The organism is Paracoccus maritimus (genome assembly GCF_025195095.1).
GTDB classification, from domain to species: domain Bacteria; phylum Pseudomonadota; class Alphaproteobacteria; order Rhodobacterales; family Rhodobacteraceae; genus Paracoccus; species Paracoccus maritimus.
Genome location: NZ_JANAVZ010000001.1, coordinates 421,728 through 441,274 on the forward strand (window position 1 = coordinate 421,728; position 19,547 = coordinate 441,274).

Here is a 19,547-nt window from a genome sequence, read left to right on the forward strand (position 1 = left end):
CCTCAGAACAGGAAATAACGCTGCGCCATCGGCAGCTCGGTCGCGGGTTCGCAGGTCAGCAACTGACCATCTGCGCGGACCTCGTAGGTTTCGGGATCGACCTCGATTTCGGGCATGGCGTCGTTCAGCGCCATGTCGGCCTTGCCGATGCCGCGGGTGTTTTCGACCGCGATCAGCGATTTTGACAGACCGTCGCCCACCCCCGCATCCAGCCCCGCCTGACTGACGAACAACGCCGACGCGCGGCCCGTATGTCCCCACATCGGGCGGCTGAAGACCGGCTGCACCGGGATCGAGCCGTTCGGATCGCCCATCTGCGCCACCGCGATCTGGCCGCCGACCAGAACCATTTCAGGCTTCACGCCGAAGAAGGCGGGCGACCACAGGACCAGATCGGCGCGCTTGCCACCTTCTATGCTGCCGATATGGCGCGAGACGCCATGCGCGATCGCCGGGTTGATTGTGTATTTGGCGATATAGCGGCGGGCGCGCAGGTTGTCGTTCTGACCCTGTTCGCCGGGCAGGCGACCACGCTGGCGGCGCATCTTGTCCGCGGTCTGCCAGGTGCGGATGATCACCTCGCCCACGCGACCCATGGCCTGACTGTCCGACGAAATGACGCTGAAGGCCCCCAGATCGTGCAGGATATCTTCGGCGGCGATGGTTTCGCGCCGGATGCGGCTTTCGGCGAAGGACACATCCTCGGGCACGCGCCGGTCCAGATGGTGGCAGACCATCAGCATGTCCAGATGTTCCTCGATGGTATTGCCGGTATAGGGCCGCGTCGGGTTGGTGGACGATGGCAGCACGTTCGACATGCCGACCATGCGAATGATGTCGGGGGCATGGCCGCCGCCCGCGCCCTCGGTGTGATAGGCATGGATCGTCCTGCCGGCGATGGCGGCCATCGTATCCTCGACAAAGCCCGATTCGTTCAGCGTGTCGGTATGGATCATCACCTGCACGTCCATCGCATCGGCGACCGTCAGGCAGTTGTCGATGGCAGCGGGGGTGGTGCCCCAGTCCTCGTGCAGCTTCAGCGCGCAGGCGCCCGCGCGGATCTGTTCCTGCAGCGGCGCGGGCAGCGATGCGTTGCCCTTGCCCGCGATGCCAATATTGACGGGCAGGTCGGCGCAGGCCTCCATCATCCGGGCGATATGCCAGGGGCCGGGGGTGCAGGTCGTGGCCAGCGTGCCATGCGCGGGGCCGGTGCCGCCGCCCAGCATGGTGGTGACGCCGGAATGGATCGCGTGATCGACCTGCTGCGGGCAGATGAAATGGATATGGCAGTCGAAGCCGCCGGGGGTCAGGATGCGGCCTTCACCCGCAATGATCTCGGTTCCCGGTCCGATGATCAGGGTGACGCCCGGCTGGGTGTCGGGATTGCCCGCCTTGCCGATGCCCGCGATGCGCCCGTCCTTCAGCCCGACATCGGCCTTGACGATGCCCTGATGGTCGAAGACGACGACGCCGGTGATGACCGTGTCCATCGCGCCGCCCTCGCGGGTGATCTGGGACTGGCCCATGCCGTCGCGCACGACCTTGCCGCCGCCGAATTTCACCTCTTCGCCCGGCACGGTCAGGTCGCGTTCGACCTGGATCAGCAATTCCGTATCGGCAAGCCGGATCCGGTCGCCCGTGGTCGGGCCGTAAAGCGCCGCATAGTCGGCGCGGCTGAGTGTCTGGGCCATGCTACAGCGCCCCCATGATGTCTTGGCGGAATCCCTGGACGACGCGGTCGCCGGCATAGGGGATCAACTGGACCTCGCGCGACTGGCCGGGTTCGAACCTGACGGCGGTGCCCGCCGGGATCGACAGGCGCATGCCGCGCGCGGCGGCCCGGTCGAAATCCAGCGCGGGGTTGGTTTCGGCGAAATGATAGTGGCTGCCGACCTGGATCGGGCGGTCGCCGGTATTGGCGACCATGACCGTGACCGGGTCCCGGCCGTGATTCAGCGTGATCTGGCCTTCGGCGGGCAGGATTTCACCGGGGATCATGGTCAACCCCCGAAGGCCAGCGCCAGACCGGCCAGCGCGGTGCTGCCGCCAAGTCCGCGCAGCAGCGCGCCCCGCTGCAGCAACCGGCCCGCGCCGATCCCCGCCAGATGAAGGCCGATCGTCATCAGCGCGAAACCCGCAGCATAAGGGATCATGCCGCTGGCGGGCCCTTCTGCGCCATGCGCCCAGCCATGCGCGAAGCCGAACAGCGCCACACCCGGCAGCAGCACGCCAAGCGGCGGGCGGGCGGCCATCGCCACCAGCACGCCCAGGATGACGACCGAGGCCAGGATCATCGGCTCGACCCCCGGGAAGGGAAGCCCGGCATAGCCCGACAGCCCGCCCGCGATCATGCTGCCGACGAAGGTCAGCGGCAGGGCCCAGACCCCCCGGCCGCCGTATTGCGCGGCCAAGAGGCCAAGCGCGACCATTGCCAGCAGATGGTCCGCGCCGCCGACCGGATGCGACAGCCCGCCAAGGAACTGGCCCTGTTCATGGCCGGGATGGGCCAGTGCGGCGTGCGGCAGCAGAAGGGCTGCTGTGGTGATGCGCGGGATATTCTTCATGTCAGGCCTCTTGCCGGATGGGATGGTGGACGGTCACCAGCTTGGTGCCGTCGGGAAAGGTCGCCTCGACCTGCACGGATTCGATCATCTCGGGCACGCCCTCCATGCACTGGCCGGCCGTGATCACATGCGCGCCGGCCTGCATAAGGTCGGCGACCGAACGGCCGTCGCGTGCGCCCTCGACCACGAAATCGGTGATCAGCGCGATCGCCTCGGGGTGGTTCAGCCTGACGCCGCGCTGCAATCGGCCACGGGCGACCATGGCGGCGACCGAGACCAGCAGCTTTTCGCGTTCGCGGGGGGAAAGATTCATCTTCAGACCTGCCAGATACGGGGAAGGGGATCGGGGCGCAAACCGGCCAGAAGGCGGGTGATCTGTCGCCGCAGCGGCCAGCCGTCGGCGGCCAGCAGGCGCAAGATCAGTCGTCCGGGCGGGGCGCTGGCGGCGGCGGTGACGCCGGGTTCGTCCAGCAGACCGCGCGCGCGGTCAAGAAGGTCGGCGGCGTTGGGCGCGATTACCGTCAGGGTGGACATCGCGCGGGCACCGTTCAGCATCGCCGCACCGGCCAGGCGGGGCAGCGCCGCATCGTCCAGCGCCAGCGCGTCGTGATGGACCACCCGTCCCGCGCGCCGCACGATGCGCCGGTCGGTCAGCGACAGGCGGGCCAGGCGCTCGCCCATCGCCAGCCGTCCCAGCACGACGGTTTCCAGCAGCATGCAGCCCGCGTCCGGCGCCAGATCGATCCGAGTTTCGCGGGTCAGCCGCGCGCCATCGAACAGGATGGTTTCTTGTGGCAGCCAGTCCAGCCACGCGCCCTGACCGACCCGCAGATGCACGGCGGCGCGGGCCGGACCCGCTTCGGCGCGATAGGCGCGCTCGGCGGTCTGGGTGGTGGCCAGCGCCCGCGTGCGGGGACGCAGATCGACGCCGAATTCTAGCCGGTCGCCGGATGCCAGCCCGCCCGAGGTGTTCAGGAACACGATTTCGGGCAGGCCCGCCGTCATCCGCGGCAGCATCGCCTTGGCCGATCCCGATTGCGCCAGATCTACGATGCCGCGCGGTCCCATGACGACATTCGCGCGGCCGCTGCTGCGCTGCATGATCCGAGAGGGGGCGGGTATGTCGAACATGGCGCGAGAGGGCGCCCCGCACAGGGCAAGGTCAATGCGCGAGGCGACGGGCGCTGCCCGGATAGCGGGCAGGAATGCCGTCAGTGCAAATGATCGGCGCAACTTGCCCGTATTTCGGGCAGTTCTTGCGTGGCGGGACGCCCGGGCGCTGTCGCCGCGTCAGCCAGAGACCGCCCGCAGCAACTTGCGGCGCGCGGGCGGGATCGCGCGGATCTCGACGCCGGTGAAGACATGCATGGTGCGCAGGGCCGGATCGACCACCGCGTGATCGCTGACCCAGCCGCCCATCGCCAGATAGCTGCGCAGCAAGGGCGGCATGGCAGCCATGGCGCGTTTCGGGTCGGGCTTGCGCAGGCGCAAGGCGCGCGCGAAGCGGAAGACCTTGGGCGCCTTGACCCGCGGCCACCATCTGCGCGGGGCAAGGTGGCGTTCCTTCAGCATCGCGAAAGCCTCGGCATGGTCTTCGGGTTCGGTGCCCACGAAGCTGGAACAGCCGAACAGCATTTCGATTCCCGTCTCATCGACATGGCGGGTCATGGCGGCCCATGCCGTGCGGATGATGTCGGGGTCGCGGAATTCGGGATGGATGCAGAACCGCCCCATTTCGACCATGGGGCCGTCAAAGGATTCCAGCGCCGACAGGTTGTAGAACTGTGCCGAGTAGCTGCGCGCGATCTCGGACCCGCCGGACAGCGGAAGAAAGCGATAGCAGCAGACAAGCTGGCCGGTGTCCGCCAGCTCGATCAGCATGTGCAGGCAATCGTCGTCCAGCCGGTCGGCGTCGATCTGCAATCCGTCGTCCGCCGCGCCGTTGCGCGCGACGAAGCAAAGCCAGCGCAGTCGCTGCGCGGCGCCGATGTCTTCTGGGGTCTCTGCCAGCCTTGCCCGGTAGCGGCCTCTGCGAAATGGCTGCATGTCGGATGCGCCTCTGTTGCCTTGGCCCAAGCCTTAGCCAGATGTTGTGTCATTTCCGCGAAAGCGCAATGTCTGGAAGCGGTTTTTCCGGTCCACCTGCCTAATCCGTGTCCTGTGTGTCTCGGGCGGGAAGGGAATCGCCCAGAACATCCTCGATATACAATCTCTGGACCAGGATGATCGAGACCAGCAGAAGCGGTGTCGCAAGGATGATGCCGAACAGCCCGAACAGGCTGCCGAAAGCGACGATCGCCAGCACCGTCAGCACTGGCGGCAGATGGGCGGCGTATTTCTGGATCATCGGCATCAGGACATTACCCTCGATTTGCTGGATGACCACGAACAGAAGCGTGACATAGGCGGCCTGATCGACGCCCTGGGTCAATGCGAACATCACCGCGGGGATCCCCGACATGAAGGGGCCGATCACCGGGATGATGTTGGTCAACCCGGCGATCAGGCCCAGAACCATGGCAAGCGGCACACCCAGCAGCCACAGCCCCAGCCCTGTCAGCAAAGCGACCACCAGCATGTCCAGCGCTTGTCCGCCCATCCACCGTGCCAATGCGGTACTGCATTCGTCCAGGATTCCGGCCGCGCGGTCGCGGTAGAACAACGGGATCAGCCGCAGGAAACCACCGCGATAGCTGGGCGCATCCAGCGCCAGAAAGATGGCCATCGTCAGCATCAGCACCAGGTTGGCCAGACCGCCGAATACCGTTGTGATGGTTCCGGTCAGGTATCCGAAGATCGACGGGATCCCGCCGGAACTGCCCGAGGATTGTCCGTTGCCCGATGAGGGGTCGATGCGCCGTTCGATGAACTGGCCGATGCTGCTGCCTTCCAGCCAGTCGCTGACCTGCCGCCACGCGGCGGGCAGGCTTTTCAGAAGCTCGTTGAATTGCTGCGAGACGGCAGGGCCGGCTGCGGTGAACAGCCCGGCGAAGATCGCGGCGGCGAGCAGCGCGGTCAGCAGCACGCCCGGTTTGAACGGCAGGCCAAGGCGGCGGTTCAGCACCTGTGCCCCGCCACGCAGCGCAATCGCCAGAAGGATCGCCGCAAAGCCCATCAGAAGCACGCTGGACCATGTCCAGATCGCTGCCAGCAGAAGGCCGATGGCAAAGACCGCGATGATCGTCGCGAATGGCACGTCGTGCAGGCCGGAACGGCCGGCGCGGTCTGGCGGTTCGGGTCGGTCGGGCCGGGGGCTGGACATCGCGGCACCTTCTTGTCGGACGCGGTTCAGGGTCACTCCTAGCATGTTTCGGGATAGGCGAAAGGGTCGGGGTGGACTGGCGCTTGTCCTTGCCCGTGGGGGGCAAGCCTGCTAACGGGGCGCGGATTTCACAGGCGGGCGGAGCAGATCCGCCGCATTCAGACAAGGTAGAGACATGGCCACCGAACGGACCCTTTCGATTATCAAGCCCGATGCGACCAAGCGCAACCTGACCGGCAAGATCAACGCCAAGTTCGAAGACGCGGGTCTGCGCATCGTCGCGCAGAAGCGCATCAAGCTGTCGCCCGAACAGGCCGGCAAGTTCTACGAGGTTCACAAGGATCGCCCCTTCTACGGCGAACTGGTCGAATTCATGGCGTCCGAGCCGGTCGTGGTGCAGGTGCTGGAAGGCGAGAACGCCATCGCCAAGAACCGCGAAGTGATGGGCGCCACGAACCCGGCAAATGCCGACGAGGGCACCATCCGCAAGGAATTCGCGCTGTCGGTTGGTGAAAATTCGGTCCACGGGTCGGACGCGCCGGATACCGCCAAGGAAGAGATTGCCTTCTTCTTCTCGGGTCTTGAACTGGTCGGCTAAGCTGCCGCGATACGGCATCCAGGAAAGGCGTCCCACGGGGCGCCTTTTTTCATGCGCTCTCGCTGTTGTTATTATTGAACGGACGCCAAGGTGCTATCGCGGTTGGGCGATCTGGATCGGAGATAGGCATGTGGCGATGGATCAGGCGCTGCATTGTTAGCGTTGGCGTGATGCTGGCGGCGGCGATCGTTTATCTGGCCTATCTGCAGCTTAGCGGGAATTTTCATGCGGTTGTCGCGGGCGAGGTGTATCGTGCGGCGCAGATGGACGGGCAGCGGCTGGCGCGCTGGAAGCGCGAGCACGGCATCGCCACGGTGCTGAACCTGCGCGGGGAAAATGCCGGCGCCGACTGGTATGAGGCCGAGCGCGGCGTGGCCGAGCGTCTGGGCATCGGGCATATCGATTTTCGCATGTCCGCGGCGCGATCGCTGGATCGCGCACAGGTTCAGGACCTGTTGCAGGTCATGCGCGATGCGCCAAAGCCGCTGTTGATCCATTGCATGGGCGGGGCTGACCGGACCGGGCTTGCCGCGGCGCTGTATGTCGCCGGAATCGCCGGCGGCGGCGAGGAGGCGGCGGAATGGCAGTTGTCACCGATCTTCGGTCATATCGGCATTCCGGGGCTGAGCCGTGCCTATCCCATGGACGTCACCTGGGAGGACATGGAACCCTGGCTGGGCTTTCCCGACAGCTAGGCTTGGTGCTGTCAGTTGCGGCAAGGCCCCGTGCAAGGTATGCCGTTTATCGGGAACATATTTTCAGGGGGCCGCAATGCGGGCATTCGTCTTTCCGGGGCAGGGGGCGCAGACCATCGGGATGGGTCGTGAACTGGCCGAGGCCTATCCGGCCGCGCGCGACGTATTCGATCAGGTGGACGAAGCCTTGGGCGAAAAACTGTCCGATCTGATCTGGAACGGCGATATCGAGACCCTGACCCTGACCCAGAACGCGCAGCCTGCCTTGATGGCTGCCTCGATGGCCGCGTTCCGTGCGCTGGAGGCCGAGGGTCTGGGCATTCAGGAAGCGAACTATGTGGCAGGGCATTCGCTGGGCGAATATTCGGCCCTTTGCGCGGCCGGGTCGCTGAGCCTTGAGGATACGGCCCGGCTGCTGCGCCTGCGCGGACAGGCCATGCAAGAGGCCGTGCCGGTCGGACAGGGCGCGATGGCCGCGATCCTGGGGCTGGATTTCGACACCGTCGATCGGATCGCGCGCGACACCGCCGGCGACGAGGTCGTGCAGGCCGCGAACGACAACGATCCCGCGCAGGTGGTCATTTCGGGACACAAGCAGGCGGTCGAACGTGCCGCCGCCTCCGCGAAAGAGGCCGGGGCCAAGCGCGCGCTGATGCTGCCGGTGTCGGCGCCGTTCCATTCCGTGCTGATGCAACCGGCGGCAGCCGTGATGGCCGATGCGCTGGCCGGGGTGGACATCCAGCCGCCCGCCGTGCCCCTGATCGCAAATGTGCGTGCCGAGGCGGTGATCGAACCCGGCGCGATCCGCAGGCTGCTGGTCGAACAGGTCACCGGCACGGTGCGCTGGCGCGAATCCATCGTCAATCTTGCCGAGGCCGGTGTCACCGAATTCTGGGAAATCGGCGCGGGCAAGGCGCTGTCGGGCATGATCAAGCGGATCGCGAAAGAGGCGACGGTGAAGAATATCGGCACGCCTGCGGATATTCTGGCGCTGAAGGGCTGAGACCGCCCGTTTCCGGGTATTTGGGCAAACAAGAAGGGGCAGCAATGTTCGATCTGACGGGAAAAAATGCGCTGGTGACCGGCGCATCGGGCGGCATCGGCGGCGCGATCGCCGAGGCGCTGCATGGCGCCGGCGCGACCGTCGCACTGTCGGGCACGCGCGAGGCGCCGCTGCGCGAGCTGGCAGACAGGCTGGGCGAGCGGGCGCATGTGGTGCCGGCGAATCTGTCGGATGCCGAGGCGGTGGTCGCACTGCCGAAAGCGGCGGCCGAGGCGATGGGGTCTGTCGACATCCTGGTCAACAATGCCGGGATCACGCGCGACAACCTGTTCATGCGCATGTCCGACGAGGAGTGGGCGCAGGTGCTCGAGGTCAATCTGACCAGTGTGTTCAGGCTGTCGCGGTCCGTCCTGCGCGGCATGATGAAGGCACGCTGGGGTCGCATCGTGAACATCACATCGGTCGTGGGCACCACCGGCAATCCGGGGCAGGGCAACTATGCCGCGGCCAAGGCCGGCCTGGTCGGCATGTCGAAATCGCTGGCCTACGAGGTCGCAAGCCGGGGCATCACCGTCAACTGCGTGGCCCCCGGCTTCATCGAGACGGCGATGACCGACAAGCTGAACGAGGACCAGAAAGGCAAGATCCTGACGCAGATTCCCGCAGGCGCCATGGGCACGCCGGGCGACATCGCGGCGGCGGTCACCTATCTGGCCAGCCCGGACGCGGGCTATGTCACCGGCGCCACGCTGCACGTCAATGGCGGCATGGCAATGGTCTGAGGCGACTTTGCAACGCTGCAACGCGGCGCGAGAATCCGTTGAAAACAGGTTGCATGAGCGTTCATGGGTGCTATATGCCCGCCTTTAGCAGCAGGGGAACCGCCCTGTGCCGAACCGGGCCAATGCCCGCGCAAATCTTGGGCGGATGCCCGCGAGAATGAGGATATGACATGAGCGATATCGCTGATCGCGTGAAGAAGATCGTGGTTGAGCATCTGGGCGTCGACGAGGACAAGGTTGTCGAAACCGCTTCCTTCATCGACGATCTGGGCGCAGACAGCCTCGACACCGTCGAGCTGGTCATGGCTTTCGAGGAAGAGTTCGGTATCGAGATCCCGGACGACGCCGCCGAAACCATTCAGACTGTCGGCGATGCGGTCACGTTCATCAAGGGCGCGGTCTAAGACGACGCGTTTCTGGACGACGGCATTTCAGACGGCGTCTTCCCTTGCGGGAAGGCGCCGTTTTCGCATGTCGGCGTTGCGGTGATGGATGGAACCCGGTCGGGCGCTTCCGTGTTGTCGCATCAAACCGGAAGGAGTTTGAAATGGCTGTGAATCTGCAAGGACTGAAGGATAACGCCCGCAAAGCGGCGATCTCGGAATTGAACGCGCGCCTTGCCGACGCCTTGGCGCTGGGTATGGCGATCAAGCAGGCGCATTGGAACGTGAAGGGCAAGAACTTCATCGCTGTGCACGAGCTGTTCGACACCGTCTATGCCAATAACCAAGAGCATATTGACGTGATGGCCGAGCGTGTCCAGATTCTGGACGGCGTCGCGGTCGGAACTGCGGAAGAGGTCGCAAAGAAATCCTCGCTTGAACCCTATCCGACCGATTTGACCAAGGCCGAGGATCATCTGCGCGCGATCTGCGACCGGATGCGCGATCACGGCGCCAAGCTGCGTGAGGGAATCGACAAGACCGACGAGGCAGGCGACGCCGACACAGCCGACATCCTGACGGCGGCGTCAAGAACCGCCGACAAGGATCTTTGGTTCATGGAAAGCCATCTGGAGTGATCTGCTGAGCCGCACGGCGACGCCATTCCCGTAGCGCTGGCCATTCATCATAGGCGGAGGAAGGCGCGCTTGTGCCATCCTTCGCCTAGGGCCGTTGCAGCCGGGCTTACCGTCCCAACTTGGCGTGAACCTCGTCCAGATCGATCTCTCCGATCGGGAACTTGTTGTCCGGATCGTCGAAGTCATAGCCGAACAGTTGGAAATCGTCCTTGTAGATTTCCCAGATCAGATGCCGCGACAGATCGTCGAAATAATCGCTGACCTTGTGGGCGCGCTTCGGCCCGTGACCTTCGGATTCGTTGAAACGGGGCACCTGAGCCAGATCGATGCTGACCGGGGTTTCGCATGCTTCAAGAACCTGCTGCATGCCGTCATTGAAGGTTTCGGTGTAGAATATCTGATCGTAGCGACCGCCGTTGACGATGAAGGTCGAGATATGCCCTGACATGGCCGACCAGTGAATGTCCGGCTCCATCGGGCGGCGAAAGCGGATCGTGTCGCGGGCGAACAGCAGGAAACGGCGGAAGCTTGCGACCTGATCGAAGTCGAACCCGTTTTCGGGGCTTCCGACATCGATCCCGTATCGCTGGACAAGTTGCGGCACCAGATTGCCACGATAGCGTCGGCCGTTGCGCTGAATCCCGGCGATCTTGTCGAAGAACGAGGACAGGATGCGCGCATAGGGGTTGCGTACGCAGGTGAATGTCGGCGCGGAATGGTCGCGCACGGCATGGCTGATCAGGGGCTGGCTGTCTTCTCGGGACCATTTGTGCAGACCGTCGTTGGCATCATGGATGTCGCCGTCGAAAAACTGCCCGTGATCCGAATAGAACATGATCTGGCCGATGGTCGAACAGGCGCATTTCGGCACCACCCGATAGATCATGCTTTCGCTTTCGGTCATCCATACGCCGGGAAAACCCATCACCATTACTCCGTTCCGTCAGCACCGCAGCATGGCGCGACTTGACTCGCCCGGCTTGCCCGCGCGCTGAAAATGTTTAGAGACAGAAATCAAAAGCCGAGGGGATTTTCAATGTTTTCCCTTCGATCGTCTGAAGTCGGTGGAAGTTCCGTCCCATATGGCCCGTATCGCCTTCATCCTTCTGGTCCACAAGGACCCGCGCGGTGTCATCGATCAGGCCAGGCGGCTGACAGCCTCCGGTGATTTCGTCGCCATCCATTATGACCGGAGTGCGCCGCCCGAGCATGACACTGCGATCCGGGAGGCACTGGGTGGAAACTCACGGGTTACCTTTGCGGCGCGGCGACTGAAATGCGGCTGGGGCGAATGGTCGCTTGTCGCTGCGACGTTGGAAGCCCTGCAGGCCGCCGAGCAGGCGTTTCCACAGGCATCGCACTTCTATCTGTTGTCCGGCGATTGCATGCCGATCAAATCCGCCGAATATGCCCGGGCCTTTCTGGACGCCGAGGATTGCGATTATATCGAGACCTGCGATTTCTTCGAAAGCGACTGGATCAAGACCGGCATCCGGGAAGAACGGCTGGTCTATCGCCATTGGTTCAACGAACGGTCACAGAAGGCGTTGTTCTATGCCAGCATGAACTGGCAGAAGCGGCTTGGCCTGCGCCGCGGCCTGCCCGAAGGCCTGCAGATGATGATCGGGTCGCAGTGGTGGTGTCTGAGACGCCAGACGGTCGAGGCGGTGCTGGACCTGATCAGATCGCGACCGCAACTGATCCGTTTCTTCAAAACGACGTGGATTCCGGACGAGACCTTCTTTCAGACCCTGGTCGCTCATGTCGTGCCAAAGAACCGCATCCGGTCAAGTTCGCCAACGTTTCTGATGTTTACCGATTACGGCATGCCCGTCACGTTCTACAACGACCACTATGATCTTCTGCTGCGTCAGAATTTCCTGTTCGCGCGCAAGATCAGTGCCGAGGCGCTGCAACTGCGCGCGCGTCTGGGTGAGATTTGGCAGGCGAAGGGCGTCGATTTTCCCATTTCGGCCGAAGGGCCGCGGCTGTTCACCTTCCTGACCGGTCGCGGACGGATCGGACGGCGCTTTGCACCGCGTTTCTGGGAAGCCGAGAGCAGTCTGGGGCGAGCGCGCGTCGTCCATCTGATCGTTGCAAAGAAATGGCACATCGCCAAGAGGCTGACCGCGCGGATCCGCGAGACGACGCCGATCCCGGCGGTGGATTACATCTTCAACGAGATCGACGCTGGGTTGCCCGACATGGGGGGCGTGGCGTCGACGGTGGACAAGCGACAGCGCCATCGGCGCGCACTGGTCAGACTGTTGTTCGAGCAGTTCGAATCGCGGCATCTGGTGCTGTGTCTCGATCCCTCGGCGCTGAGCCTGATCAGCGATTTCGCCAACGACCGCGCCGAGGTTCGCATCCTGTTCATCGACACGGTCTTCGACGATGACTATCTGCGTGGGCATATGGGGCGTGTCGGGTTGATCGCTGCCACGACGCCCGACGAGGTCGTGCGCCGACTGGCGCCCGTGGTGCGCGACGATCTGGATCATGAGGCCGAACTTCTGCGGGATATGGGATTCGCGCGTTTCGAGACGATCACGCCGGACGCGCCCCAAGACCGCAATGCGGTGTCCCTTCAACGCTTTCTGGAAGTATCGCCCGAAATCGCGCAGGATCTGGCCGCAACATCACATCTTTTCGCTGACTGACGAGGGCAGAGGCCATGGCATACAACTATGATGACAGCAATATCTTCGCCAGGATCTTGCGTGGAGAGATCCCCAACGACACGGTTGCCGAAAACGAACATGCGCTGGCGTTCCGCGATATCGCCCCGAAAACGCCGGTCCATGTGCTGGTGATTCCCAAGGGCCGCTATGTCAGCTTTGACGACTTTTCCGCCAATGCCCCGGACGCCGAAATCGCCGGGTTCATGCGGCTGTGCGCCGAGGTCTGCGCCAAGGAAGGCGTGTCGCTGGATGACGGCAATGCCGGGTTTCGCGCGATCACCAATGCGGGCACGCATGGCGTGCAAGAGGTTCCGCATTTCCACCTGCATATCATGGGTGGCAGGCCGATGGGGCCGATGATCGCGTTGCGGGACTAGATCTCAGTCGCGCGTCATCTCGACGAACACATCCTCGAGATCGGGCTGCTCGCTTGCGACATCAATGATCGGAACGCCCGCGCCCCGCAGCGCGTCCAACAGCTGATCCGCCCGGATCCGCGACGGCGGATAGCTGATCGCCAGCCGCCCGTCATCGCGCCATTCGGCCCGCGCACCCGCAGGCAGGTCGGGGATGCGGGTCTGCCCGCCCGAATCGATGATCAGCGTCTTGCCGTCGGTGCGGCCCAGCAATTCGCGGGTGCCCTGACGGACGATAAGTTCGCCGTGGTTGATGATGGCGATCTCGTCGCACATCTGTTCGGCCTCTTCGAGGTAATGCGTGGTCAGGATGATCGTCATCCCCGCCTGATTCAGCCTGCGGACATTGTTCCACAGCATTTCGCGCAGGGTGATGTCCACGCCGGCGGTCGGTTCGTCCAGCACAAGGATCTGCGGACGGTGGACCAGAGCCTTGGCCAGAAGCAGCCGCCTGCGCATGCCGCCCGACAGGTTCCTTGCATAGGCATTGGCCTGGTCGGTCAGCCCGACCAGTTCCAGCAGTTCGTCGGTCCAGCGTTCGGATCTCGGCACGCCGTAAAGCCCGGCCTGCACTTCCAGGCTGGCGCGGGGCGTGAAGAACGGGTCCATGTTCAGTTCCTGCGGCATCACCCCGATGGCGGCACGTGATTGCCGCGGGTTCACGTCCTGATCGAACCCCCAGATCGTCACCTTTCCCGCCGTCTTGTTGACCAGACCGGCAAGAATGTTGATCAGCGTCGATTTGCCCGCGCCATTCGGTCCCAGCAGGCCGAAGATGCTGCCGGAGGGAATGGACAGGTCAATGCCCTTTAAGGCCTCCTTGGCGGGGGCGTTGCCCTGTGCGCGATAGGTCTTGCGCAGTCCGGAAATGTCGATGGCGTTGGTCATGGATCGGTCCTGGCGGAGCTTGCGAAGGCAGGGTGCGCTGCGGTAATGGGGTTAGACCAGATGATGCAAGCCGCCACAAGAAGGCCAGCCATGACCGAATATGTGCTACCAGAGAACCCGCTGTCGACCGGACAGGAGCTTGCCGAGCTGAAATTGCCCGCGCCGGAAGAGGTGGTGGTCACGAAGTGGCGCGTATCCTGCGACGGGGACGATGCCGCGGGGCTGGGACATCCGCGCGTCTGGCTGGCGATTTCGCCCGATACCGGATTTGTCGATTGCGGATATTGCGACAAGCGCTTCGTCATCGATCGCGACCACGCCGGCGACGACCACTGAAGGCACCGTCACGCCGGTTGCGTCCCGCGACGGCGAAGCCTTGTCGACCCCCATCGAGGGGGATCGCCAAGGCTGGGCGGCTGGCGCCGCCCGGAACCCGCATCAGGCCGCCGCGCCCCTTTGCGCCGGCCAAGGCTTTCTGCCAGAACGGTCCGCGACACCGCGAAAGGACCGATCTCCATGACCCAGGACGCGCCCGAATTCGGCAAGGGCTGCCATCTGCATCTGATCGACGGCTCGGCCTTCATCTTCCGCGCCTATCACGCCTTGCCGCCCCTGACGCGCAAATCCGACGGTCTGCCGGTCGGCGCGGTTGCCGGGTTCTGCAACATGCTGTGGAAATACGTCACCGACGAACGCGGCAGCGACGCGCCCACCCATGCGGCGGTGATCTTCGATCATTCGGCCAAGACCTTTCGCAATGAGATCTATGACCTCTACAAGGCCAATCGGCCCGAACCGCCCGAGGATCTGCGTCCGCAATTCCCGCTGACGCGCGAGGCGACCCGCGCCTTCAACATCTCGTGCATCGAGGTCGAGGGCTATGAGGCCGACGATATCATCGCGACGTTGGCCTGTCAGGCGCGCGACGCCGGCGGTGCGGTGACGATCATCAGCAGCGACAAGGACCTGATGCAGCTGGTCGGCGACGGCGTCGACATGCTGGATCCGATCAAGGCCAAGCTGATCGGTCCCGACGAGGTGCGCGAAAAATTCGGTGTCGGACCGGAGCGGGTGGTGGATGTGCAGGCACTGGCTGGCGATTCGGTCGACAATGTGCCAGGTGCGCCGGGCATCGGCATCAAGACCGCGTCGCAGCTGATCAACGATTTCGGCGATCTCGAGACGCTGCTGGAGCGGGCTGAGGAGATCAAGCAGCCCAAACGTCGCCAGACCCTGATCGACCATGCCGAACAGATCCGCATCTCGAAGCGGCTGGTGCAGCTGGATTGCGAGACGCCGCTGGATTTCACCCTGCAAAGCCTGGAGGTGCGCGATCCGGACGCGGATGCGCTGCTGGGGTTCCTGACCGAGATGGAGTTCCGGACCCTGACTGCGCGGGTGGCCGAGAAGCTGGGCGCCGAAGCGCCGGTCGTGACATCGTCCCCACCATCCGAGGCCCCCGCAGCGCCCGAACGGCCCGCCATCGATTCGACGGGCTATGACTGCGTGCGCGACCGCGACGCGCTGGACCGCTGGATCGCGCAGATCCGCGAGGCGGGCCATGTCGCCATCGATACCGAAACCACTGGGCTGGATGAGATGCAGGCCGATCTGGTCGGTATCTCTTTGTCGGTCCATGCGGGTCACGCCTGCTATATCCCGATTGGCCATGTCGCAGGCAGTGACGACCTGTTCGGCGCGGCCGCGCTGGTCGACGGGCAGCTGCCGATGGATGAGGTCCTGAAGGCGCTGCGGCCGGTGCTGGAGGACGCGGCCATCCTGAAGATCGGCCAGAACGTCAAGTATGACTGGAAGATCCTGGCCCGGCACGGCATCCGCATGGCACCGATCGCCGACACGATGCTGATGTCCTATGCGCTGAACGCCGGCACGCATAATCACGGTATGGACGAACTGGCCGAGCGTTACCTGGGCCACAGATGCATCCCGATCAAGGAGCTGATCGGCAGCGGCAAGTCGCAGATCGGTTTCGCGCAGGTCGCGATCGACAAGGCCACGCCCTATGCCGCCGAGGATGCCGAGGTCACGTTGCGCCTGTGGCAGCATTTTGCCCCGATGCTGCCGTCCGAGAAGGTGACGACCGTCTATGAGACGCTGGAACGCCCGATGGTGCCCGTTCTGGCCGATATGGAAATGGCCGGAATTCGAGTAGATGGCGAACATCTGAAACGGATGTCGAACGCCTTTGCCCAGAAAATGGCGCAGCTTGAGGATGAGATTCACCAGCTTGCGGGCGAGAAATTCAATGTCGGCAGCCCCAAGCAACTGGGCGAGATCCTGTTCGAGAAGATGGGGCTGGAAGGCGGCAAGCAGGGCAAGACCGGTGCCTATTCGACCAGCGCCGATGTTCTGGAGGATCTGGCCGTCGAACATGATCTGCCGGCACGCGTTCTGGACTGGCGTCAGACAGCCAAGCTGAAATCCACCTATACCGACGCGTTGCCGACCTATGTGCACCCCGAGACGGGGAGGGTTCATACCAGCTATTCCATCGCCGGGGCGCAGACCGGTCGGCTGGCCTCGACCGATCCGAACCTGCAGAACATCCCGGTGCGCAGCGAGGAAGGCCGCCGCATCCGCGAGGCGTTCGTCGCCGCGCCGGGACATCGGCTGGTCAGCCTGGACTATAGCCAGATCGAATTGCGGATCCTGGCGCATGTCGCGGAAATTCCGGCGCTGAAACAGGCTTTCAAGGACGGCATCGACATTCACGCGATGACCGCCAGCCAGATGTTCGGCGTTCCGGTCGAGGGGATGGACCCGATGATCCGCCGTCAGGCCAAGGCGATCAATTTCGGGGTGATCTACGGGATCTCGGGCTATGGCCTGTCGCGCAATCTTCGCATCCCGCGTGCCGAGGCGCAGGACTTCATCAACACCTATTTCGAACGCTTCCCGGAAATCCGGGACTATATGGACAAGACCGTGGCAGACGCGAAAGAGGCCGGTTTCGTCACGACGCTGTTCGGGCGCCGGATCAATACGCCCGGCATCAACCAGTCCGGGCCGGCTGCCGGCGGGGCGCGCCGCGCGGCAATCAACGCGCCGATCCAGGGCGCTGCGGCAGATATCATCCGGCGCGCGATGATCCGCATGCCCGAAGCGATCCGCGACCTGCCGGCACGAATGCTGCTGCAGGTCCATGACGAACTGGTCTTCGAGGTCGAAGACGCCGCCGTGGATGACCTGATCGCGGTCGCGCGCGGGGTGATGGAAAACGCCGCCGCACCGGCCGTGCAACTGTCGGTTCCCCTGGATGTTGATGCGGGCAGCGGGGCAAACTGGGCCGAGGCGCATTGATGGGACATTCGCACGGCCACGCACATGGCCACGCACACGGGCATCACCACCACCATGCATTTGGCGGTGACGGCGCGATCGGCTGGGCGGTTGCGGTCAATCTGGCGCTGACGGCGGCCCAGATCTTCGGCGGGCTGATCGCCGATTCGACCGCGTTGATTGCGGACGGCGTTCACAACCTGTCGGATGCGCTGGCGTTGGTGCTGGCCTTCGGTGCCCGCCGTCTGGCGCGTCGTGCCGCGACGCCCGATTTCAGCTTCGGCTGGGGCCGGGCCGAGATCGTGGCGGCCTTCGTCAACTATCTGGCGTTGATCGCCGTGTCGGTCTGGCTGGCGATCGAGGCGTTCGGACGGCTGGCCGATCCGCCGCAGGTGGCGGGCGGGCTGGTCATGGCGCTGGCCGGATTTGCGCTGATCGTCGATCTGGCGACTGCCGCGCTGGTCTTCCGGCTGTCGAAGGACAGCGTGAATATCCGCGCGGCATTCCTGCACAACTTGGCCGATGCGGGCGTTTCGGTCGCGGTGATCCTGGGCGGCGCGCTGATCTGGGCATTCGGCTGGAATCTGGCAGACCCGATCCTGACGCTGGCCATTTCCGTGGTGATCCTGTGGCATATCGCGCTGGAGATCGGGCCGGTGTTCCGGATGCTGATGCTGGCCGCGCCACAGGGCAGCGATCCTTCGCGCGTAATCGCGGCGCTGCGCGACCTGCCGGGCGTCGATGACGCCCATCACCTGCATCTGTGGCAGATCGACGAACGCCGCAGCGCCGCCTCGGTTCATCTGGTGGTGGCGACAGGCGATTTCGCGGAGATCACGCTGCGCGCCAAGGACGTGCTGCGACGCGATTTCGATGTCGGTCACGCCACGATCGAGATCGAGAAGCCCGATGCCTGTGCCGACGATGCGGTGACGGCGCGCGACCAGGCGTCCTAGACGGCGGGGGAATGGTTGCCGGCGGTGGCGGCATAGCCGTCCAGCGCCTGCGCGATCAGGCGCGTCAGGGGACGGCCTTCGGGCAGGATCGCAAAGCCCGCGTCGTCCAGTCGGACCATGCCGCCGAAACGGGAGGCGATGGGCAGGAAAATGTCTTGCAGCGTCGCTGCAGACAGCGCGTGATCGCGCATCATTTCCGCGGTATCGACGCGGAAATCGCACATCAGCGTCTCGATCATGCGTCCGCGCCAACGATCCTCGGGCGAGAAGACATGCCCGCGCGCCACGGGCAGCCGGCCGGCACGCACTGCCGCCGTATAGGCCCCGGTGCCCGGGATGTTCTGCGCATAACCCTGCGGATAGCGCGAAATCGAGGATGCGCCCAATCCGATCAGCAGCTCGGCGCGATCATCGGTATATCCCTGAAAGTTCCGGCGCAGGCGCCGTTGGTCGCGCGCCCGGGCCAGCCCATCCGTGGGACGGGCGAAATGATCTATTCCGATGCTCAGGAAGCCGTCGGCGTGAAGCAGCCGGCGCGCCGTATCGAACAGGGCAAGCCGCGTCTCATTGTCGGGCAGGGCATGGTCAGGGATCATCACCTGACGTTTCGACATCCACGGCACATGGGCATAGCCGTACAGCGCGATCCGGTCGGGCCCCAGCGCCATGACCTTCTGCACGGTGTCAGAGATTCGCACGAGATCCTGATGGGGCAGGCCGTAAAGGATGTCGGCATTCAGGCTGGCGATCCCGTGGCTGCGGATCAATCGCACCGCACTGGCCGTCACCTGAAAGCTTTGATCGCGTCCGATGGTCTTCTGGATCAGCGGATCGAAATCCTGAATGCCGATCGAGGCGCGGTTCATGCCTGCCTCGGCCAGCGCGGCCATGCGGGGCGCGTCGATTTCGGCCGGGTCGATCTCGACCGAAAATTCGCCATCTGCCGCCATCGGGAAGCTGTCGAAGATCGCCGCGGCAAGCTGCCGTATCAGTTTCGCAGGCAGCAATGTGGGCGTGCCGCCACCCCAGTGCAGCCGCGACAGCCTGACACCTGCGGGCATCGTGTCGCGAAGCTGGGCCAGTTCGGTCAGCAGCGTCGCGACATAGGCGTGAACCGGATCAAGGTTCTGCGTGCCTTGCGTGCGGCAGGCGCAGAACCAGCACAGCCTGCGGCAGAACGGCACATGGATGTATAGCGAGATCTGGGAACCCGCCGGAACCGCGTCGATCCAGCCGGCGACTCGCGCCGAATCCACGGCCGCCGAAAACTGCGTTGCGGGGGGATAGCTGGTGTAGCGCGGCGCGCGCGCGTCAAACAGTCCCAGTCGTCTCAGTTGCGAAATGGTGCTCATGCACGTATCATTTCATCAACATGAGCGCG

General features: G+C 64.3%; 21 protein-coding genes. 11 read left to right on the forward strand and 10 right to left on the reverse strand.

The genetic code is table 11. The features are described 5' to 3' along the window. Positions 1–2: 2 nt before the first annotated feature. The 7 genes from ureC to MU516_RS02015 form a co-directional block, all read right to left on the reverse strand. Positions 3–1,691, reverse strand: coding sequence for an urease subunit alpha (gene ureC, locus MU516_RS01985; RefSeq protein ID WP_260275520.1), 1,689 nt, complete (start codon positions 1,689–1,691; stop codon positions 3–5). A 1-nt stretch (position 1,692) separates the two neighbouring features. Further along, positions 1,693–1,998: an urease subunit beta gene (locus MU516_RS01990; protein WP_260275521.1), complete on the reverse strand. Its 306-nt coding sequence runs from the start codon at positions 1,996–1,998 to the stop codon at positions 1,693–1,695. A 2-nt stretch (positions 1,999–2,000) separates the two neighbouring features. Further along, positions 2,001–2,564: a HupE/UreJ family protein gene (locus tag MU516_RS01995; RefSeq protein WP_260275522.1), complete on the reverse strand. Its 564-nt coding sequence runs from the start codon at positions 2,562–2,564 to the stop codon at positions 2,001–2,003. 1 nt (position 2,565) lies between these two features. Beyond that, positions 2,566–2,877 (reverse strand): urease subunit gamma, encoded by a 312-nt coding sequence (locus MU516_RS02000; RefSeq protein WP_260275523.1) that lies wholly within the window; start codon positions 2,875–2,877, stop codon positions 2,566–2,568. Between the two features lie 2 nt (positions 2,878–2,879). Continuing rightward, positions 2,880–3,695, reverse strand: coding sequence for an urease accessory protein UreD (locus tag MU516_RS02005; protein ID WP_260275524.1), 816 nt, complete (start codon positions 3,693–3,695; stop codon positions 2,880–2,882). A 159-nt stretch (positions 3,696–3,854) separates the two neighbouring features. After that, positions 3,855–4,610, reverse strand: coding sequence for a GNAT family N-acetyltransferase (locus MU516_RS02010; RefSeq protein ID WP_260275525.1), 756 nt, complete (start codon positions 4,608–4,610; stop codon positions 3,855–3,857). A 100-nt stretch (positions 4,611–4,710) separates the two neighbouring features. Continuing rightward, on the reverse strand, positions 4,711–5,826 hold the full coding sequence (locus MU516_RS02015) for an AI-2E family transporter (protein ID WP_260275526.1): 1,116 nt from the start codon (positions 5,824–5,826) through the stop codon (positions 4,711–4,713). Positions 5,827–6,001: 175 nt separating this feature from the next. On the opposite strand from MU516_RS02015, the gene ndk reads away from it, so the two are divergent. From ndk to dps, 6 genes are all read left to right on the forward strand, one after another. After that, on the forward strand, positions 6,002–6,424 hold the full coding sequence (gene ndk / locus MU516_RS02020; protein ID WP_260275527.1) for a nucleoside-diphosphate kinase: 423 nt from the start codon (positions 6,002–6,004) through the stop codon (positions 6,422–6,424). A gap of 128 nt (positions 6,425–6,552) precedes the next feature. Further along, complete coding sequence (locus MU516_RS02025) at positions 6,553–7,119, forward strand: tyrosine-protein phosphatase (RefSeq protein ID WP_260275528.1); 567 nt, start codon at positions 6,553–6,555, stop codon at positions 7,117–7,119. Between the two features lie 76 nt (positions 7,120–7,195). After that, complete coding sequence (fabD, locus tag MU516_RS02030; protein ID WP_260275529.1) at positions 7,196–8,122, forward strand: ACP S-malonyltransferase; 927 nt, start codon at positions 7,196–7,198, stop codon at positions 8,120–8,122. 44 nt (positions 8,123–8,166) lie between these two features. Beyond that, entirely contained in the window at positions 8,167–8,904 is a 738-nt protein-coding gene (gene fabG / locus MU516_RS02035; protein ID WP_260275530.1) for a 3-oxoacyl-ACP reductase FabG, read from the forward strand. A 170-nt stretch (positions 8,905–9,074) separates the two neighbouring features. Further along, positions 9,075–9,308: an acyl carrier protein gene (locus tag MU516_RS02040; protein ID WP_136856302.1), complete on the forward strand. Its 234-nt coding sequence runs from the start codon at positions 9,075–9,077 to the stop codon at positions 9,306–9,308. A gap of 143 nt (positions 9,309–9,451) precedes the next feature. Next, a complete protein-coding gene (gene dps, locus MU516_RS02045; RefSeq protein ID WP_260275531.1) occupies positions 9,452–9,925 on the forward strand; it encodes a DNA starvation/stationary phase protection protein Dps in 474 nt (157 codons plus the stop codon). 106 nt (positions 9,926–10,031) lie between these two features. Here dps and MU516_RS02050 read toward each other — a convergent pair whose 3' ends face one another. Further along, the gene (locus tag MU516_RS02050; protein ID WP_260275739.1) at positions 10,032–10,850 is read right to left on the reverse strand and encodes a sulfotransferase family protein; all 819 of its coding nucleotides are present in this window, start codon (positions 10,848–10,850) and stop codon (positions 10,032–10,034) included. 157 nt (positions 10,851–11,007) lie between these two features. Between MU516_RS02050 and MU516_RS02055 the strand changes: the two genes are divergently transcribed. Both MU516_RS02055 and MU516_RS02060 read left to right on the forward strand, forming a co-directional pair. Beyond that, complete coding sequence (locus MU516_RS02055) at positions 11,008–12,585, forward strand: DUF5928 domain-containing protein (protein ID WP_260275532.1); 1,578 nt, start codon at positions 11,008–11,010, stop codon at positions 12,583–12,585. 14 nt (positions 12,586–12,599) lie between these two features. After that, positions 12,600–12,983 (forward strand): HIT domain-containing protein, encoded by a 384-nt coding sequence (locus MU516_RS02060; RefSeq protein WP_260275533.1) that lies wholly within the window; start codon positions 12,600–12,602, stop codon positions 12,981–12,983. A 3-nt stretch (positions 12,984–12,986) separates the two neighbouring features. Here MU516_RS02060 and MU516_RS02065 read toward each other — a convergent pair whose 3' ends face one another. Next, positions 12,987–13,910 carry an ABC transporter ATP-binding protein gene (locus tag MU516_RS02065; protein WP_260275534.1) on the reverse strand — a complete coding sequence of 308 codons (924 nt, stop codon included), beginning with the start codon at positions 13,908–13,910 and terminating at the stop codon, positions 12,987–12,989. Positions 13,911–14,057: 147 nt separating this feature from the next. Here MU516_RS02065 and MU516_RS02070 point away from each other — a divergent pair, with 147 nt between their 5' ends. The 3 genes from MU516_RS02070 (at position 14,058) to MU516_RS02080 (ending at position 18,166) form a co-directional block, all read left to right on the forward strand. Next, positions 14,058–14,246, forward strand: coding sequence for a zinc-finger domain-containing protein (locus MU516_RS02070; protein WP_209054965.1), 189 nt, complete (start codon positions 14,058–14,060; stop codon positions 14,244–14,246). Between the two features lie 180 nt (positions 14,247–14,426). After that, a complete protein-coding gene (gene polA, locus MU516_RS02075) occupies positions 14,427–17,231 on the forward strand; it encodes a DNA polymerase I (RefSeq protein WP_260275535.1) in 2,805 nt (934 codons plus the stop codon). Continuing rightward, complete coding sequence (locus MU516_RS02080; protein WP_260275536.1) at positions 17,231–18,166, forward strand: cation diffusion facilitator family transporter; 936 nt, start codon at positions 17,231–17,233, stop codon at positions 18,164–18,166. The genes polA and MU516_RS02080 overlap by 1 nt, the downstream gene beginning before the upstream one ends. Here MU516_RS02080 and hemN read toward each other — a convergent pair. Continuing rightward, complete coding sequence (gene hemN, locus MU516_RS02085; RefSeq protein ID WP_260275537.1) at positions 18,163–19,518, reverse strand: oxygen-independent coproporphyrinogen III oxidase; 1,356 nt, start codon at positions 19,516–19,518, stop codon at positions 18,163–18,165. The two genes, MU516_RS02080 and hemN, sit on opposite strands and share 4 nt — an antisense overlap. Positions 19,519–19,547: the final 29 nt, after the last annotated feature.

Coding starts and splice junctions, on each gene's coding strand:
- hemN (WP_260275537.1), bottom strand. CDS start 19,518: ATGAGCACCATTTCGCAACTGAGACGACTGGGACTGTTTGACGCGCGC.
- MU516_RS02065 (WP_260275534.1), bottom strand. CDS start 13,910: ATGACCAACGCCATCGACATTTCCGGACTGCGCAAGACCTATCGCGCA.
- MU516_RS02060 (WP_260275533.1), top strand. CDS start 12,600: ATGGCATACAACTATGATGACAGCAATATCTTCGCCAGGATCTTGCGT.
- MU516_RS02025 (WP_260275528.1), top strand. CDS start 6,553: ATGTGGCGATGGATCAGGCGCTGCATTGTTAGCGTTGGCGTGATGCTG.
- fabG (WP_260275530.1), top strand. CDS start 8,167: ATGTTCGATCTGACGGGAAAAAATGCGCTGGTGACCGGCGCATCGGGC.
- MU516_RS02080 (WP_260275536.1), top strand. CDS start 17,231: ATGGGACATTCGCACGGCCACGCACATGGCCACGCACACGGGCATCAC.
- polA (WP_260275535.1), top strand. CDS start 14,427: ATGACCCAGGACGCGCCCGAATTCGGCAAGGGCTGCCATCTGCATCTG.
- ureC (WP_260275520.1), bottom strand. CDS start 1,691: ATGGCCCAGACACTCAGCCGCGCCGACTATGCGGCGCTTTACGGCCCG.
- MU516_RS01995 (WP_260275522.1), bottom strand. CDS start 2,564: ATGAAGAATATCCCGCGCATCACCACAGCAGCCCTTCTGCTGCCGCAC.
- MU516_RS02010 (WP_260275525.1), bottom strand. CDS start 4,610: ATGCAGCCATTTCGCAGAGGCCGCTACCGGGCAAGGCTGGCAGAGACC.
- MU516_RS02040 (WP_136856302.1), top strand. CDS start 9,075: ATGAGCGATATCGCTGATCGCGTGAAGAAGATCGTGGTTGAGCATCTG.
- MU516_RS02050 (WP_260275739.1), bottom strand. CDS start 10,850: ATGGGTTTTCCCGGCGTATGGATGACCGAAAGCGAAAGCATGATCTAT.
- MU516_RS02015 (WP_260275526.1), bottom strand. CDS start 5,826: ATGTCCAGCCCCCGGCCCGACCGACCCGAACCGCCAGACCGCGCCGGC.
- MU516_RS02055 (WP_260275532.1), top strand. CDS start 11,008: ATGGCCCGTATCGCCTTCATCCTTCTGGTCCACAAGGACCCGCGCGGT.
- MU516_RS01990 (WP_260275521.1), bottom strand. CDS start 1,998: ATGATCCCCGGTGAAATCCTGCCCGCCGAAGGCCAGATCACGCTGAAT.
- fabD (WP_260275529.1), top strand. CDS start 7,196: ATGCGGGCATTCGTCTTTCCGGGGCAGGGGGCGCAGACCATCGGGATG.
- dps (WP_260275531.1), top strand. CDS start 9,452: ATGGCTGTGAATCTGCAAGGACTGAAGGATAACGCCCGCAAAGCGGCG.
- MU516_RS02000 (WP_260275523.1), bottom strand. CDS start 2,877: ATGAATCTTTCCCCCCGCGAACGCGAAAAGCTGCTGGTCTCGGTCGCC.
- MU516_RS02005 (WP_260275524.1), bottom strand. CDS start 3,695: ATGTTCGACATACCCGCCCCCTCTCGGATCATGCAGCGCAGCAGCGGC.
- ndk (WP_260275527.1), top strand. CDS start 6,002: ATGGCCACCGAACGGACCCTTTCGATTATCAAGCCCGATGCGACCAAG.